General features: G+C 68.4%; 7 protein-coding genes and 3 pseudogenes. 5 read left to right on the forward strand and 5 right to left on the reverse strand.

The features are described from left to right. Window positions 1-80: 80 nt before the first annotated feature. From ACIQZO_RS39635 to ACIQZO_RS39650, 4 genes and pseudogenes are all read right to left on the reverse strand, one after another. A pseudogene (locus ACIQZO_RS39635) lies at window positions 81-489 on the reverse strand (transposase); the annotation flags it as partial. A gap of 143 nt (window positions 490-632) precedes the next feature. Next, window positions 633-9,455: an amino acid adenylation domain-containing protein gene (locus ACIQZO_RS39640; RefSeq protein ID WP_403636160.1), complete on the reverse strand. Its 8,823-nt coding sequence runs from the start codon at window positions 9,453-9,455 to the stop codon at window positions 633-635. A gap of 57 nt (window positions 9,456-9,512) precedes the next feature. After that, the gene (locus ACIQZO_RS39645; protein ID WP_403636162.1) at window positions 9,513-10,592 is read right to left on the reverse strand and encodes a 2-ketoarginine methyltransferase; all 1,080 of its coding nucleotides are present in this window, start codon (window positions 10,590-10,592) and stop codon (window positions 9,513-9,515) included. Further along, window positions 10,589-11,659: a pyridoxal phosphate-dependent aminotransferase gene (locus tag ACIQZO_RS39650; RefSeq protein ID WP_403636163.1), complete on the reverse strand. Its 1,071-nt coding sequence runs from the start codon at window positions 11,657-11,659 to the stop codon at window positions 10,589-10,591. Before ACIQZO_RS39650 ends, ACIQZO_RS39645 begins: the two co-directional genes overlap by 4 nt. Before the next feature lie 826 nt (window positions 11,660-12,485). Here ACIQZO_RS39650 and ACIQZO_RS39655 point away from each other — a divergent pair. The 4 genes from ACIQZO_RS39655 (at window position 12,486) to ACIQZO_RS39670 (ending at window position 16,688) form a co-directional block, all read left to right on the forward strand. Continuing rightward, the gene (locus tag ACIQZO_RS39655; RefSeq protein WP_403636165.1) at window positions 12,486-13,463 is read left to right on the forward strand and encodes a helix-turn-helix domain-containing protein; all 978 of its coding nucleotides are present in this window, start codon (window positions 12,486-12,488) and stop codon (window positions 13,461-13,463) included. Between the two features lie 340 nt (window positions 13,464-13,803). Then, window positions 13,804-15,204: a phenylacetate--CoA ligase family protein gene (locus tag ACIQZO_RS39660; RefSeq protein ID WP_403636167.1), complete on the forward strand. Its 1,401-nt coding sequence runs from the start codon at window positions 13,804-13,806 to the stop codon at window positions 15,202-15,204. A 648-nt stretch (window positions 15,205-15,852) separates the two neighbouring features. Beyond that, window positions 15,853-16,392 (forward strand): winged helix-turn-helix domain-containing protein, encoded by a 540-nt coding sequence (locus tag ACIQZO_RS39665; RefSeq protein WP_403636169.1) that lies wholly within the window; start codon window positions 15,853-15,855, stop codon window positions 16,390-16,392. After that, entirely contained in the window at window positions 16,389-16,688 is a 300-nt protein-coding gene (locus ACIQZO_RS39670; protein WP_403636171.1) for a hypothetical protein, read from the forward strand. Before ACIQZO_RS39665 ends, ACIQZO_RS39670 begins: the two co-directional genes overlap by 4 nt. A gap of 241 nt (window positions 16,689-16,929) precedes the next feature. On the opposite strand, the pseudogene ACIQZO_RS39675 reads toward ACIQZO_RS39670, so the two are convergent. Continuing rightward, window positions 16,930-17,260: pseudogene (locus ACIQZO_RS39675) on the reverse strand (transposase); the annotation flags it as partial. Window positions 17,261-17,478: 218 nt separating this feature from the next. Between ACIQZO_RS39675 and ACIQZO_RS39680 the strand changes: the two are divergent. After that, window positions 17,479-17,595 (forward strand): annotated as a pseudogene (locus ACIQZO_RS39680) (transposase); the annotation flags it as partial. Between the last annotated feature and the right edge of the window lie 242 nt (window positions 17,596-17,837).

Here is a 17,837-nt window from a genome sequence, read left to right on the forward strand (position 1 = left end):
CAGCTTCACCGCCCTGCTGCGACAGGACAGCGGCGAAGGTCTCCCACCTCCACTCGATCAATCAGCGCCTCACGGCGCACCCGCCACAGGTGCCAGCGGTCACTGACCTGCACCGCGTCCGGCAGGGCCCGGCGGATGGCTTCCGAGTAGGTCGTCGATCCGTCACGGCACACAACCTCGACGCCCGGATGGGCACGCAGCCACGCTTCCAGCGTGCCGGCCGTGCGGTCGGGCAGGACATCGATCCGCTCATGGGTTTCGGCGTCGATCACCACGGTGGCATAGCGGTGCCGTCGGCGCAGAGCGAAGTCGTCGACGCCGATCACTCGGGGAATCCGTCGTCCGCCAGTGATAGCCATGCACTTGCCCCGACGGCACCCCGCACACCGGGCAGGGCGAGGGCTCTCTCGGAGCCCTCGCCCTCACCGATACCCGCCCACCCTCATCGACCACATCCTCGATGACCAGCGGCGATATCCCCGAACACACCATCCGCGCAAGTTCGTTGACATCCAGCACACCGAGAACAACGACCTCCGCCACTCAGCGTTACCACCGAATGTGAGACAGAGCCTGGACAGACCCGATGCACGCGGGAGCACCAGGACGGCGCACATCCCAGCCAAGATCAGCTACACCACTCCACGGGACACCATCAATGCCGCCGGTGCGGACGGGGTGTTGGCCAGCGGGCGGTTCGCCCGCGGAGGCGGTGGGAGCAGGCTGGTGAAGGCACCGTCCCGGTTGGCGGCCGGCGCCGCAAACAGCACATCCATGCAGTCGTCGCCGGCGTGCGACCAGGTGGTTGCCGTCCAGAGCCCGAGGCGGGCGCCGAGGCGGTGGAACTCCTCGGGGTCCGGGGCTGGGGAGCCTCCTGTGAACCCGCGGACCATGCTGACGCGGGGAAGTAGTCGGTCCAGGGCGGAAAGGTCTTCCAGCAGACGGGCGTTGGGCACCCCCGTGACGCGGACCGGAAGCACCGATCCGGCGTCGGCCAGCCGCGCAGCGAGTTCATCCAGGGTCGCGACCGTGCTCGCCCAGGCTACCGCTGGCGCGGTAGCCAGCTCCACCACCCTGACCGGAGTTTTGGTCAGGACCACGTCGTAGCGATATCGCGTCAGTTCATTGTCGGCCACACCCCGCTTTGTCCGGACGTCTACCGCGGCCACCTCGCTGCACCGGTTGGCGAAGTCCGTGAAGTACTCCGGGTCGAGCAGCAGTTCGTTCTCCGACTCGATCGCCCGGTCGACCAGGACACGCAGCGTCGTCGCGTCGGTGCCGGCTGGCGACCGCCGCTGTTGCACACCGGCGGTGAAGCACTCCTGGAGCCGGAGGTTGCGGACATCGCCGATGAATACTCGGCCGCCGGGCGCCAGCAGGCGCAGTACTCCGGTCAGTACGGCGGTCAGGTAGGCATCGCTGGGGAAGTACTGCACCACCGAGTTGATGACCACGGTGTCGAAGGACCCGGCTGGCAGATCATCGGTGAGGTGTGCGGGCCGGGCGTGCAGTTCCACCCGTTGCCGGAGCGCGGGATGCGCTTCCAACTGCTGGTTGAGCGTTGCGACGGCCACCGGCGAGAGGTCCGTTCCGACGTACCTCTCGCAGTGCGGTGCGATCCGCGCCAGGAACACTCCGCTGCCGACGCCGATCTCCAGCACCCGGCGTGGGGACTCTGCGAGAATCCGTTCGACGGTCGCGTCCCGCCACTCGCGCATATCGGCGACGGGGATCGCCGACCCGTCGTAACTGCTGTCCCAACCGGTGAAGTCCTCACCCATCGCGTCCCACGAACCGGCGTATGAGGCGTCATAGACGCTGCGCCAGGTCTTCAGCCATTCTTCTTCAACCGCTGCCTCGGCCGATGCGGTGCCGGCCGGCCGCGCGGTGACACCCGCCGCGCCGGTATCTGCCGCGGCCCCGGTTGGGGGGAAACCCGCAACGAGCCGGCGCAGCCGCTCATCCGCGCGCGCCTGTTCGGTGTCGCGGTCCTCTATTTCGGCGTCCGGCACCGCGTCCGGCAGTGCGTCCTCGACGAAGCGCAGCTTGCGGTTCAACCAGGACCGGGCCGTCCAGACCGTCAGCAGCAGACCACTGGCGATGATGACCAGCGCTAGGCCGCGGCCCGGCCCCGTGCCCAGCACCGGTCCGAGAGTGTCTGTGAGGCCCCCGCCGGGCATCAGCATCGGCCGGAAGACGTGATCGGCCAGCGGGCCGATCACCAGGTTGCCCAACGGGACCGCCGAGGTGACCACGGTAAGGAAGATGGCCAGCACCCGGCCCTGAAGCTCCAAACCCACCTTCCTTTGGAGCAGCGCGATCCAATGTCCGTTGATGAGGGACTCGGTGAACGCCATGCCGAACATGCCCACGACCAGCAGCCACGGCCTACCTGCCAGCCCGATTACCAACAGCCCGATATTGTTCGCGGCCATGAAGAGCAGCATGCCGTCGGTGCGGCGGCGGGTGCCTCCCCACACGCTCATGGCGAGCGAGCCCAGCAGTGCCCCGAGCCCGCCGGCGCTGAGGATCACGCCCAGGGTGGATACGTCGTAGTCGACCAGGATCAGCGGGGTGATCAGGGTGAACCCGGCGGCGTACAGCGCATGGTCGACGACGAAGTACCACAGGACGGATTTCAGGCCAGGGCGGCAGGTGATGTAGCGCCAGCCGTTCAGCATCTCGGAGCGGACGGACTCCTCACGCCGGCGGAACAGGCGGTCGGGGAAGCGGACCATAAGCAGCGAGGCCACGGCCACCGCGAAGGTGGCCGCGTCGATGGACAGGATCGTCGGCAGGGAGACGACACTCAGCAGTCCGGCGCCGAGCATCGGGGCAAACAGAGCGCCCGCTCCTGTGCCGAGCTGTGTCACCCCGCCTGCGTGCCCGAGGAACGGCTTGGGAACGAGTTGGGCGACGGCCGCAAGATACGCGGGGCGCTGGAAGGCGCTGGTGACCGAGGTCAGCCCGCAGAGCAGATAGACGTAGGGCATGTTGACGCTGTCACCGGCAATCAGGCCGATCATCGCCAGTGTGGCCAGCCCAGCGGCCACATCGCTGCCCAGCATCACCTTTCGGCGGTCGTAACGGTCGGCGACTACACCCGCGAAGGGGCCGACCAGCAGACCGGGCAGCAGCGAGACCGCGGTGACGAACGCGAAAGCGGTCACCTGGCCGGTCTGCTGGTACGCCCACAGGCTCATCACCAGCTGGCTGAGCGCGCTGCCGATCGTCGAGACGAACTGCCCCGCCGCGACAACGGCGAACCGGCCCAGCCCCGGCTTGGGGCCTGATGCTGGCGGGGTGGGGGGCAGCGCGGACCGCCGGGTCTTCGGGTTCCCAATGCCGCCCGGCACGGCCCCTCCCTGGGCGATCCCGGTCGTTGTCGAGGACTCCGGCAGCCCGCCCGAGCCGGTCGTATCCGTCGTACGGTCAGCCCAGGCCACCACCTCGGCCGCTAGTTCCACTGGCTGGTGCTTGAGGAAGCCGTGGCCTGCCTTCGGGATCACGGCCAGCTCGACGTCGTCCGCGTAGTGCTCCCACTCGCGGAAGCGCTCGGTGTACAGCTCGGTGACCCGGTCCTTGGAACCGACCAGGCTCAGCAGCGGAGCCTTCAGCACCCGCGTGCGCGGTGCGCTGAGCGACTGGGCGTAGAAGTCTTCGGAGCCGCGCTCGTCGTGCCGTACCGAACGCATAGCGAAAGCGTACTCTGCCGGGTCGTCGAACTCCGACATGCCCCCGCCCAGCGCCCGGATCTCCTCGAGGATGGCTCGGTCGGACACCAGCCTGTCCATTGGGAAGTTCCGGTACACCCAGTCGAAGAAGCGTCCGGGCAGCCGCGCCATCGGGAACATCGCGCCGATTGCGACACCAGCCAGCGGCAGCCCTGCCTCCTCCGCCCGCAGCCCCAGCTCGACCGTGGTCGCGGATCCGTGGCAGTGACCGTACAGGTACAACGGGCCGGGCAGTTCGCGCATCTCGTCCAGGCAGCGGTCGATCAGCTCGTCGAAGGAAAGCGCTGACTCGTCCGGACGGCTCCAGTCCCGGCCCGGACTCTGCAGGGCGTAGAGCGACCAGTTGTCGGGCAGCGCCCTGGCGAACGGTTCGAACGCCAGAGCGTGCCCGCCGGAGTACGGGATGCAGACCACAGTGGCCGCCGCCGGGCCGCCGATGTCCGGAGTGAAGCGTTGGAGTAGCGAACTCTCCCCGCCGACGGCGGACGTCGTGGCCGGTGTCCCCTCCGCGACGGTCACAGTCCCAGTGCGCTGCTCGATGTGCTCGGCGAGCCTCTCGACCGTAGCGTTGCGGTAGAGGTCCAGCAGCGCTACGCGTACCCCGCACCGATGCTCCACCAGGCGGACCAGACGCAGAGCGGCGAAGGAGTCGCCGCCCAGCTCGAAGAAGCCGTCGTCGAGCGCAATCGATGTGCGGCCCAGCACCTCGCTCCAGAGCATGGCGAGTTCCTTCTCGGTGCGGGTACGCGGCAAGACCCGCTCGTCGATTCCGCCCATGTGGTCGGGCGGCTGCGGCAGTGCCTTGCGGTCGACCTTGCCGTTGGCACTGAGCGGTAGCGCGGGCAAAAGAAGGGTCTGCGCGGGTATCGCGTAGTGCGGGAGGATCTCCTGCATCCCTCGGCGCAGCGCTTCCGCGCTGGGTGGCCGCTGCGGGTCGGCCGGGACCGCGTACCCGACGAGCCGGGCGACGCCGCGGGAGTCCGGCCGCAGCGCGGCGGCCGCCGCACGCACCTCGCGCTGGGCCGCGAGTGCCGCCTCCACCTCGTCCAACTCGATACGGTGACCGTTGATTTTGATCTGGTCGTCCAGCCGCCCGAGGAACTCGGTCACCCCGTCGGCGCGCAGCCGCGCGCCGTCCCCGGTGCGGTACATCCGGGCGCCCGGGGCGGTGCTGAATGGGTCGCGCCGGAACCGCTCCTCGGTGAGCGCGGGCCGGTCGTGGTATCCGACGGCAACCCCCGCGCCGCCGATCCACAGTTCGCCGGGGACGCCGAAGGGCAGGGGCTGGCCGTGGGCGTCCAGTACGTACAGGTGATTGCCCGGGTAGGGGCGGCCGATCGGCAGCGGCGCCTGAGCCGGCTCGGCGCCGACGTCGCCTTCGAAGTAGGCGTTGTCGACGGTGGCTTCGGTGACGCCGTACGAGTTGACGACCCGTCCGCCGGGGCCGACCAGGGCGAGGGCGCGCCGGTACTCGTGGACGTACCACTTCTCGGCGCCTCCTGCTAGCAGCTGCAGGTCGGGCAGCGGTCCGGGCGCGCCCGGCGCGTGTTCGGCGTATTCCAGCAGGCCGCGAAGCACGGTCGGTACGAGTTCGGCGACGTTGACCTGCTCAGCGCGGAACAGGGCGTAGAGCTCCGCCGGGTCGAGCAGCGTCTCGTGCGGGCAGACGACGATCCGGCCGCCGGTGCCGAGCGCGCGCAGGGTTTCGCCGACGAAGACGTCGAAGGAGGAATTGGCAGCCTGGAGGTGGGACAGCCCCGGCTTCAGCTCGTACGCCTCCCGCCACATGTCTACGGCGTGGCACAGGTTGCGGTGCGAGACGACAACGCCCTTAGGCAGTCCGCTCGTTCCGGAGGTGTAGAGAATGTACGCCGGGTCGTCAAGGCTGCCCCGGATCGCCACTGCGAGATCGCCGGCAGGGTTTGCCGCCGGGTGGCCGACGACCGCGCCGGAGGTGCTCTCGGTTTCCGGCTCGGTGACGTCCCCTGCCTCGGCTCCGGTGGCGCGGAGGACCGGGACGCCGTCCGGCACAGGGAATCCGGCCGGGTCGTCGGTGAGCAGCGCGCGGGCGCCGCTGTCCGTGAACATATGGCGCAGCCGCTCAGCCGGGTGCCGCGGGTCAAGGGGTACGTACGCGGCGCCCGCTTTCCAGACGGCGAGCATCGCCGCGTACACCAGCGGGCCCTTGCCCAGGTGGATGCCGACCCGGTCGCTGCCGCCCACCCCGGCGGCGCGCAGCTGCCGGGCGAGCCGTTCGGCCTCGCCGTCCAGTCCGGCATAACTCCAGTGCCGGCCCTCGTGAGTCACCGCCGGAGCGTTCGGGGCCCGGCAGGCGTGTTCCTCGATCAGGGCCTGCACCCCAACCCGGCCAGACGTGCCGGAGATGTCCTGCGCGGTGGCCCCTGCGGCCTGCGCGGCGCCCCCGGCGGCCAATACCTCGCTGCGCCGCTCTGCCGATAGCAGCGGCAGACGGCTGATCGGCGCCGTCGGATCGTCGAGCGCGCCGTTGAGCAGGGTGAGCAGGCTTTCCAGCAGCCGCTGCGCGGTGGCGCGGTGGAACAACTCGGTGGCGTACTCGACCGACAGCACCGGACCGGCGGGCTGGAAGTCGAGCATGACCGTCAGGTCGAGCTTCGTGGTGCCGGGGAAGGTGTCGCCGAGGTGCTCTACCGTCACCGGGCCGTGTGCGGCCACGGCCGCGGGTGTGTTGACCACGATCAGCATGACTTGGGTGAGCGGGCTGCGGTCGGTGCGGCCCCGCACCGGCAGCGCCCGGACCAGCTCAGCCAGGGACTGGTCGGGATGGCTGAGGACGTCCACCACCGTCCCGGTCGCGCGGCGCAGCGCTGTCCTGAAGTCCGGATCGCCGGCGAGGTCGGTCCGCAGCGGCAGGATATTGATAAAGGCGCCGACAGCGCGCTCGCTCGCCGGGTCGTCACGGTGGGCGACCGGCGCGAGCACCGTGATGTCGGTATGGCCGGTGAGCCGGGCGATCAGGGTCTGCAGCGCAGCCAAGACGAAGGTGTGCGTGGTGGTGTCGGCTTGAGCGGCCGCTTCGTCGACACGGGCCAGCAGGTCCGGGTCCAGCCGGTGCTCGATTTTGGCGCCGGTGAAGGAGCGCACGGCTGGGCGGGGCATGTCGGCCGGCAGCTCGACGTCGGTGTCGATGCCCTCGAGCCGGGTGGTCCAGTGGCTGTGCAGCGCGGCGCGGCGGGCCGGGTCTGCCGCGGCCCGCTGGGCCTCGCGCAGGTGAGTGGAGAAGCGGCTTGCCGGGGCGGGCGCGGAACCGCCGAGGAGGTGCGCGAGGTCGTCGGCGAGGACCGTGGCCGACCAGCCGTCGAAGACCAGGTGGTGTACGGCTGCGACGAGTTCCCACTCGTCATCGTCCAGCCGCAGCAGCGTGCCTGCGAGCAGTGGGCCCGCTGCGGGGTCGAACACTGTGCGGCCCCGGGCGGCAGCCAGTTCACCGCGCCTCACCTCGCGTTCGGCGGCCGGCAGTCCGGTCAGGTCGTGGGCGTCGACCTGGACGTGCGGCACGGGGCCGCCGAAGACCATCAGTGGCCCGTCATCCGTCTGCTCGAAGACTGCGCGCAGTGCCTCGTGCCGCTCGGCCAGGTGTCGCAGGGCGTCCGTCACGGATGCCGGATCGACGGGCCCGGTGATGCGGTAGCGCAGGCCCAGAGTATGCATGGGTGTGCCGGGTTGAAGCTGTTCGGCGAGCCAGGCGTCCTGCTGGAAGGCGGTAAGCGGCAGCCGCTCGTTGGATACGGATGCGGTCGCGTCGTTGGCCTCAATTTCGCAAGAGTTGAGAAGCCCGTTCGGTCGGGTGGCCGGACCAGTGGGCGGTTCGGCGTCCGCCAGCAGGACCGACAGGGCTGCCGCAGTGGGGTTGGCGTACAGGTCCGCGAGGGTGAGGCGGACGCTGAAGCTTCGCTCAACACGGGTGAGAATGCGGATCGCGGTCAGGGAGTTGGCGCCGAGCAGGAAGACGGAGTCGTCCGGGTCGACCGACTCTATGCCCAGCACGTCTCCGATCAGGCTGGCGACGGTTCGTCCGATCCCGGTCTGCTGGCCCGGCGTCGCGCCGCCGTCGCCGGTCGCGGGCAAGGGGAGGGCAGCCAGGGCCTCGGCGTCCACCTTGCCGCGGGAGTTGAGCGGGAACGCCTCGACTGGGACGAGCCGGGATGGCACCGCGTAAGCGGGCAGCCGGTCCGTCAGGTTTGTGGTCAGTTCGGTCAGATCCTGGTCGCCGAAGGCGACCGGTCCTGCGGCCGCGGGACCGGCTGCCAGTAGGTAGCCGACGAGCATGGCCCGCCCGGCGTCGTAGAGTACGACGGCGTCGCGGACGCGCGGGTCGGTCAGGAGGGCCTGCTCGACCTCGGTCGGCTCGACCCTGAAGCCTCGGACCTTGATCTGGCGGTCCATCCGTCCTAGGTGCACAAGGCTGCCGTCGGGCAACCTCCGTACCCGGTCGCCGGTGTGGTAGTAGCGGACGCCGTCAGGGCCGACGCCGAACCGCTCGGCGGTCAGTTCGGGAAGGTTGATGTACCTGGCGCCGACGGTCGGACCGCCGATGTGCAGCTCTCCCTCCTCGCCGGGCGCCGCGGGACCCTTTGCGCCCATGATCTGGACCAAGACGCCGGGTAGCGGGTGGCCGATGGTGGCGGGGGCGTCCTCTGCCCGGTCCGTGGCGCGCGGCCCCGCCAAGTCCGCCCAGGTCGCGACCACGGTGGTCTCGGTAGGGCCGTAGACGTTGACGAGCCGCACCAAGGAGTCGTGGTGCAGCCGCCGCCAGTCGGCGACGCGATCCTGGCGGATCTGCTCGCCGCCGACACTGACGACGCGGGCCGACACGGGCAGCCGCACACCGTTCTGCACCATGGCGTCGACGACCTCGTGCCAGTACGCCGTCGGTATGTGCAGCAGGGTGACGCCCAGATCGCCGCACCAATCGAGGAACGCCTCGGGGGAGGACAGCGGCTCCTCGGGCCGTATGACGATGGCGGCGCCCGCGTACAGCGGCGGGAAGATCTCCTCGATGCTGCCGTCGAAAGCGATCGAGGAGAACTGGAGCACCCGGTCGCCGGGGCCGAGACCGTACCCGGCGGCGATCTGCCGGGTGAAGTGGTCCAGCGCCCCCTTCGGGATGGCGACACCCTTGGGCTGCCCGGTGCTTCCCGAGGTGTGAATGACGTACGCGATCCCGTCCGGGCCCGTACTCGGACTGGTCTCCGTACCGGACTCAACCGGCCGGGGCGCGGCTTCGTCCGGCGCTTCCGTCGCAGGCACCCCCGGGGCTGGCAGGACCCGCAGCCCGGCGGCCTCGAACGCCCCCGCCCAGCGCTCGGGAGCGATCACGGCGTCGAGCTTGCCGCGCTCGGCGATGGACCGCAGCCGCTCGGCCGGGTCCGCCGGGTCGATCGGCACGAAGGCGGCGCCGGCTAGCAGGAGGCCGAACATCGCCACTACTGTGCTCGGGCTGCGCCTGGCCCACAGACCGACGAAGTCACCCGGCTGGACGCCCGAACGGCGCAATTCCGCGGCGTAGTGGGTGGAGGTCGCGTATAGGCGCCGGTACGTCAGCTCGTCCGGGCCGTCGATGATCGCTACGGCGTCCGGGCGGCTCCGCGCGTGCTGCGCTAGGGCCGCCACCACGCCGAGGGCGGTCGGTGCGATGGTGGGGGCAGGCGGCGCTGCTGTGGTGGTCAGCGGGGCGAGCACGGTGGATCCTCGGGTTCGGCCGTAAGGGGAGGGAGGGGTGGGATGTGGCGCGAGCCGTCAAACGCCTTGTGAGGCCGACTCTTGGCGGCGCAGCAGGTAGCCCAGCTCGAGCGCGGTGGAGTCGACGCTCGCGTCCGGGTGAGCGAAGTCGACGACGTCGAGCTGGGCCCGGTCGAACAGGTCGTCCCAGAACGCGCGCTTCTCCAGACGCTGTTCGGTGATGACGTGCAGGAGGAAGTAGGGGTTGTAGTACGATAGACCGAGTGCGTGGGCCATGGTGCGGGGGTCGTCCAGCTGTTGGTCCACCTCAATGACGAGCCAGTGCGCGCCCGGGTGATTTTGCATGGTCTTGCGTAGCAGTTCCGTCACCGCCGCCTCGCTCTCCTGCTCCAGCATCTCTTGGAGCACAAAGGCGGTCAGGAAGCAGAGCGTTCCCTCGGTCGGCAGCTCAACGGACACGGCGTCGGCGGCACGTCCCCTGTGGATCGTGACGCGGTCGGACAGCCCGTCGGCCTTGACGCGTTCGGTGGCCAGCCGGCTGCCCACCTCGTCGGGCTCGATGCCCACGCCGCGGAGACCGGGGCGGCGGCGGACAAGCTCGGTCAGGAACGCGGCGTCTCCACAGCCGAGGTCGACCACGGTGAGGCCCTCGGCGGGCAGGGTGTCCAGCAGTCGGTCGGCCAGCGGCAGCGCGTCGAACATGCTCATGCCGCACGACCCGGCGCCGACCTTGGCCCCGTCGCGGGTCGCGAACGGGGCGCCGTGCTTGAGAACGTCGCCGAGCTGGCCGAACGTTTGGGCGTACCCGCCGACCAGCAGCGTGTACCAGGGCTGGAAGGGCTCGAGTGCCTTGGCCTTCTCCGTCAGGTGCCAGCCCTCCTCCGCCCCCTTTGCCCGCTGTGCGAAGTAGCCCTCGTTGGAGAGGTAGAGACAGAGTCCCGCGAAGCGTTCGGCGTCCAGGCCGTGCCGCTCGGCGATGGCAGCGGAGGTGAGGCCCGGTTCGGCCTTGACCGTCCGGTACACGCCGTTGTCCATGACCGTGTACAGCGCATGGGCGAGGGCGAGATGACGGATCGGCTGGATCGCCTCGACAAGCTGGTGCTCAAAATCCGTCGATACGGTCATGGGGTTGTTCATGACGCTCTTTCCAGGAAGCTGCGGGCGGGATGCGGGGCGGACATGGGCCGGGGAGGCGGATCAGCTGCGTCCAACGCGTCGATGAGCTGGCCGAGTTGCTTCAGGGTGCCGACGGATATGCGGAGCCATCCGGTCAGACCGAACTCGCCGCAGTCCCGTACCCACACGTCCTGCTCGGCCAGTCGCCGGGTGACCTCCGCCGAGGACAACCCGTCGCGGGTACGTGCGACGACGAAGTTGGCGTGGGTGTCGCGTGCCTCGGCGAACACCGGGTGCGCGCCCAGCGCCTTCACGTAATGCGGGCGATCGGCCAACACCTGTTCACGCAAACTGAGTTGGTGCCCAGGATCATCAAGCGCGCCAGCAAGGGCGTGCAGGGCAACGGAGTCGACGGAGTGGAAGCGCTGGCGGCCGCGCAGCTGGGCGATGAGCCCGGGTGCGCCGATAAGGGCGCCGAGTCGGACACCGGCGAGGCCGTGGCTCTTGGAGAAGCTGCGGAACAGCAGCAGGCGGGGATGGATACCCAAGGGGTACGGGTCGGTCAGCTTCCCTCGGCGGTCGGGGCCGGCGAACGCGGCATACGTCGTGTCGAGGAAGGCGAGTTCCGCGCCCGCAACCACCGCGTCGACCCAGGCGGATTCGAACAGATGGCCGGTCGGGTTGTGCGGCTGGGCGATGAACACGGCACCCCGGCAGCTGAGTTCGGCCGGAGAGATGGTCGGTTCCCAGTGCTCGTCCAGCGAAATCGGCCGCGCCGTCCGGCCAAGGACAGCTGCCCGGTCGGAATAGGAGTCGAACCCGGGCGAGGCAAACCATGCCGTGTCGACCAGGGTCAGGGCCAAGTCTACGGCCTCGTCCACACCGTTGGTGAGGAGTACGGAGTCAGCGTCCACGCCGTTCTCACGTGCCACGGCCTCGGTCACCTCGCCCAACAGCCCTCGCGGATAACGGTGAAGGTCGGCGGCCTTTGCGGCAACTCGGGCGACGGCCACGGGAGAGGGCCCGCCCACGCACTCGTTCCAATCGAGACGGAGCCCGGTGACCCCGCCTTGAACCTTGCTTTGCATAGAGCTTTCCGTCCATGGGTTGTTCGCAGCACACAGTCCCGTGCGAAGGTGAACTCAAGTGCACCGAGGCGTGAACAGCCATGTTTTGCAGCTGAATTGGAAGGCTTGCCCGCCACCCGGTGAGCGCGCGCCGGTCGCCGCAACACGGCGTGCGTGCAGCATGGCTGAGTCGCGGGTTGCCCGTGCTTCGCGCCGACGGGCCTCCGTTACCGCTCCCGCGCCGCTCGTGGTCCTCAACGCGTTCATGACGGCACGGCTTCCGGACGTGAACAACGTCGCCCGCCACGCGGGGCGCACGCCACGGGGGCCCGGTCAAGGACGGCGGAGGGTGTCCCCACCTTGGTCAGCGATGGGGCCCTGACCCCGGATTTTGGACACCGGAGCGACTCGGATCTTGATGGTTCAGGAGAATGGAGTCCACGCGGGGATGAAGTGCTACCCCTGCGAGCGGCCCAGGTCGCGTTGTACCGGGTCCCGGCCTGACACGGCGATCAAGTCGGGCGGTGCCGAACTCGGGGTAACACCGATGCGCTGCGGAACTGGATCCGGGCGGTCGACGTGCCGGCTCGCCGTCCGCGCACGATGTCCGGGCCGTGTCGCCGTGACGCTTATTGGGGACGTGGGCTACGCGTACCCGTCTTCCATCGAGGTCCCTCGCCGTGACGCCGATCCGTGTGCACGGCGAGCCGCGGCTCTGGCGTGGCACGGCCGCACGTGATTCTGCCTCTGATTCTTCCTGGACTGATTCAAGCCACGGTGGTGACATCGTTGGACCCGGCATCGGTCCCGAACAGCATCGACCGGTTGCGAGCATGTAGGAGATCTAGTGCCCCTCGTCCTCTCCACCGCGGCACTGTCCGCAGCCGACCGGACGGAGTGCTGGCACGATGCGGTGTCACGCACGTTCGTACCGCTCGAAGTCTGTTTCCAGGAGACCGAACCGTCGCCCGGCCGGATCGTGAGTGACCAAATCGGCGCCCTCCATGTGACCCGTGTCGAGGCAGGGCCGCAGATGGTAACGCGTAACCAGCGGTTGGTAGCTCGCGCCGGTGAGGAGTTCGTCATCCTCAGCCTCCAACATCGTGGCACCGCTATGAAGGAACAGGACAGGCGCCAGACTCTTGTGCGGCCCGGTGATTTCTCACTGTCTGACGCGGCCCGCCCATTCAGGAAGAGGGTAGAGGGCCAGTTCTCCTTCACCTCTTTCCACTTCCATCGGGAGGATCTCCGCGTGCGCGAGGAAGATCTCCGAGCGGTGACAGCAACGGCTTTCCCCGGACAGAGCGGCAGCGGAGCGCTGGTCGCGACCTATCTGGCCGCCATCGCGCGTGAGGTGACGGGGCTGGAGGAGGCCGCCGGCCGACAGTTCGCCACCACCGCCCTGGACCTGGTGGCGCTTCTGATCAACGAGCGGTGCGGTCGGTTCACACCGCACGCTCCAGACGTGGCCGCGGCCAACCTGGAACGGGTGAAATACCACGTCCTGCGCCACCTGTCCGACCCTGACCTGTCGCCGTCCAGTGTCGCCGTGGCGCACCGTTTCTCCGTTCGCTACCTACACAAGCTATTCGAACCCGAAGGGGTCACGTTCGGCGAGTGGGTCCGGGCTCAGCGACTGGAGCGATGCCGCCGGGACCTGATCGGGCCGCCGCCTGCCCGCCCAGGGGTTGCCGCCGTCGCACATCGATGGGGTTTCGTCAGCGCCAGCCACTTCAGCCGCGTCTTCCGCACTGCGTACGGGGTGAACCCCCGTGACTGGCAGCAGTACGGCCTGTCCGGCGAAGGCCTTACCACCGGATCTTGAACACCGGAAAGACTTGGATCTTGATGGTCCAGGCGAACGGAGCCTCGTCGGGATGAAGTGCTGTCTCGCCAAGTCCAGGCGGGATCAGTTGCGTTGTACCGGTCTCAGCCGGACGCGGTGATCAAGGCGGTCGTCGCCCATCTCGGGGTGAACGCCGATGCAATGCGGAACGGGATCCGGGCTGCCGTCTTCCGACGCGCCGGCTACCCACACACCAAGCCGAAGCAATCCCACCCGCTCTGTGCCCTTGGGGACTCGGGAGCCGTAACCGGATCTTCCCGGACAACCAGATGCACCCAAAACGAGATCAGACAGGCAAAACAGTGAGGACGGCGAGAGCATGAACGAAACCCTTGACTTTGACCGATGGGAGCGGTTCGCTCTGGAGGCCGCGCGGACCGTACCCGCCTACCAGCGGTTTCTGGCCGAACGGGGTATCGACGCATCGGCCATGACCGGCTTGCCCCTGGATGAAGTGCCGGCCATGGACAAATCCAGCTATGTCAATGCTTTCCCTCTAGAAGAGCGTTGCCGCGGTGCCGATTCCCGCACCATACAGATGGTCTCCATGTCCTCCGGTTCGTCTGGCACACCCACGACGTGGCCGCGGCGCGTCGACGACGAGGTAAGGGCCGCTACGCCCTTTCGCCGCGTCCTCGAGGACACGTTCGGCGCGGACCGCAAGCACACCCTCGCCGTCGTCTGTTTCCCACTAGGGTCCTGGGTCGGAGGCCTGTACACCCTGGAGTGTCTCCAGCACCTCGCCCGCACGGGGCTGCTGTTGACTATTGCTGCTCCCGGCAACAACGTCGACGCCGTCCTGCAGGCCGTTCAGGCGCTGGCCCCCCATGTCGAGCAGACCGTCCTCCTGGGCTACCCGCCGTTCCTCAAAGATGTGGTCGACGCGGGACGGGTCCGCGGCGTGCAGTGGGAGCGCTACGCAATGCATCTCGTTTTCGCTGGGGAGGTGTTCAGTGAAAACTGGCGAGACGTGGTGTGCGAGCGTGCGGCGATCACCAGCCCGGAGACGGCCACCGCATCGCTGTACGGAACAGCCGACGCGGGAGTGCTCGCCTACGAGACTCCAGTGAGCATCCGGCTGCGTCGTTCCATCGCCTCGACGGGCGGCTCCAGCCAGGCCCTCTTCGGCTCCGACCGGCTGCCATCCCTCATGCGGTACGATCCGGCGATCCGCCACTTTGATGCGGTGAACGGCGAGCTCTTCCTCACCACGGACGGTGTCGTACCCCTAGTGCGGTACACCCTCGGAGACACGGGCGGGCGGTCGAGCGCGAGCGCATTGAGTGAAATGTGCACCGAGGTGGGCATCTTGGCGCCGGATTCCCCACCACACGAACCTGCTCCGTACGTCTGGCTTTTCGGCCGCACTCTGTTCGCCCTGTCCATGTACGGTGCCAACATCTACCCGGAGAGCATCGCCGCCGGCCTGGAACGGGACGACTCCTACCCGCGCCTCACTGGGAAGTTCGTCATGGAGATTCAGAATGGCGAACGGCCCCAGCTGCGCGTCGTCGCAGAGATCGCTCCCAACCACCATGCCGAACAGATCCGCACGGAGAGCACCCCGCACTCGATCCTCAACGCACTGCGTGAGCAGAACAGCGAGTACATGAACTACGTGCCCACCGAGTTGCAACTGCCGCTCGTCGAGACGCGTTCACATGGCGACCCCGAGTACTTCCCGGTCGGGATGAAACACCGCTACACCCGATTTCGCTGAGAACTCGCCGGGCAAGCGAATCGAGATCTGATCAGATCCGCAGGGTTCGAGTAGGGCGTGTACCGGGTGGTTGGGCAGGACTGGATCTACACGGCGACCGTCATCGCATCCGCTCCCGGGTGGGTGACGCCTCGGCGGGGCCCATAGCCGGCTACGGATGTGGGCCGCCGACGGGACTTGGAAAGGGTCTTCACCGCTCTGCTCGCCCGGGACCCGTAGAAGGGGGCCCCAGGCGAGCAGAGCCTGTCGATCGCGCCCTCGGACGCTCGCGCGGAGGACTGACCGCGCAGATCCACCTTTCGGCTGACGGCCGCTGCCGCCCGGTGGGCTTCGTCATCCTGGCCGGCCAGGCGCCGAGGACGCACCAGCATTCGGGCAGGTCATGGATCAGGTTCGGGTTCCTCGGCCGGTCGGTAGACGAAGACCAAGCCTGCGATGGTCTTTGCGGACAAGGCCGACTCGTCCCACGCGATCCGGGGGATCCTGCATTTCCGCGGCACCGGGCAGTGATCTGACAGCCCGCCGTCAACCGCCAACGTCCCGGCAGCTGCGGCGGCAGGCCGACAGCCTTCGACAGCAACACCTACTGAGGATTTCGGGTTGTCGTCGGGTGATGACGGTTCATGATCCCTGCGGTATGCCGGTGGTATGCGTTATCCGGAGGGTGGGGGCCTGACCGCTGAGCGTCGGGCGTTTCGTGAGGGGATCCGGCTTCAGGCCGGCGTGCGGTTCGCGGCGGGTGAGAAGACCGTCGTGATCGCGAAGGACCTGCGGGTGAGTGTGCGGTCGGTGGAACGCTGGCGTCGTGCCTGGCGCGAGGGCGGCATCGAGGGCCTGCACTCGACGGGCCCGGCCAACTCCCCGACCGTCACCGATGCCCAGTTCAGCATGCTCGAGGAGGAACTCGGCAAGGGCCCGTCAGCGCACGGCTTCGAGGATGAACGGTGGACTCTGGCCCGGGTCCAGACGGTGATCCGCCGCCGGCTGCGGGTGTGTCTCTCGGTAGCGACGGTCTGGCGGCTGCTGAAGCGGCACGGCTGGTCCTGGCAGGCACCGGCCCGCAGAGCACTCGAGCGGGACGAGCACGCGGTGGAGCTGTGGAAGAAGGAGGTGTGGCCCCAGGTAAAAGGCTCGCGGCGGCGTGTGGGGGCTGGATCGTCTTCGAGGACGAGGCCGGATTCTCCATGACGCCGCCCCGCGCCCGCACCTGGGGCCGGCGCGGACACACCCCTGTCATCCGCGTCCGCGGACGCTCCCGCCGCCGGACCTCGGTCGCCGTCCTGTGCTGCTACAAACCCGGCGAGAAGAGCCGCCTCATCCACAGGCCCCGCAACCATCTCCTGCTCAAGGGCGCCCGAAAGAGCTTCTCCTGGCAGGACTACCGCGACCTGCTGGTGAGGGCCCATATCCAGCTCCGACCCCACCTCATCGACGGCTGCCTCACCGCCACCGGCCTGGCTATCAACCCACCGACCCCACCCTGAAATCCTCAGTAACTGAGCCGGAACGCAGTCGGGCGTTGCATCAACAAGCTAAAGCAGTGGTCGGCTTGGCCACCCGAAATGACTGTGAGGATGTTCAGGTGCTGCTTCGGCCGGTGGCCTGCCCCGCCTTACGACTGGCCCTGGTGCCTTCACTTTGATCTGTCGGCCACTGTCTGAAACGACACTCTGCTGTCGCTGGATCGGTGGGCGTGTCCCGATAGGGGCCTTCGCGAGAGGCACCGCCACCCGGACCGCGCAGCGCTCGCACGAGGGTGGAGTCGACCGAGACGTCCCAGTCGATCTCGCCGGCCGAGTCGGCCGCGGCCTGGGCTTGCTGGAGCAGACGCTCCATGTTCCGTCGCCGGACCACAGCCGGTGGCGTTCGTAGACCGTCTTTCACGGACCCAACCGCTCGGGCAGATCGCGCCACTGAACACCGGTCCGAACCCGGTGCAGAATCCCGTCGATCACCTGCCGATGGTCACGCCACCGGGCACAACGCCGGTTATTGACCGGCAGGAACGGCCGCCCCGGTCCTCCCACTCGGCATCACTCAGATCCCCCCGCCCCATGTCCACATCAAGGATCTGTCGAACGAACGGCTCTTACAAGATTTTCGTAGGCGTTGATCGCTTGGACTCGTGCGTCAGCTGAGGAGGATGCGTTGGCGTAGGAGGGGGTGTCCGGCGCGGCCGTAGGTCTGCCGCTTGATCAGTTTGATGGGCCCTGACCCCGGATCTTGGACACCGGAGACACTTGGATCTTGATGGTCCAGGAGAACGGAGTCCCCGTGGGGATGAAGCACTACCCCGCCGAGTTCAAGGCGGATGCGGTGGCGTTGTACCGGTCGAGGCCAGGAGCGACGATCAAGTCCGTCGCCGGTGATCTCGGGGTGAACACCGAGACGGGCCTTGACCCCGGATTTTGAACACGTCTATGCGGCTTGGGCCAGGGTAGTTGCTGGTGGTTGGAGGGCGTTCTCGTAGACGACCGGAGACCTTTGACCGAGGCGGGAGTGCCGGCGTCGGGTGTTGTATCGGGTCAGCCAGCGGAACAGGGTCAGTTGCATGATCACCTTGTGTCCGGGTTCATCCGGTGAGACCCAGGGCAGCAAGGGGCCTGCGGCAGTCGCGGGCGGTGTGACGTAGG

The organism is Streptomyces sp. NPDC097617, assembly GCF_044761485.1.
Classification (GTDB): Bacteria; Actinomycetota; Actinomycetes; order Streptomycetales; family Streptomycetaceae; genus Streptomyces.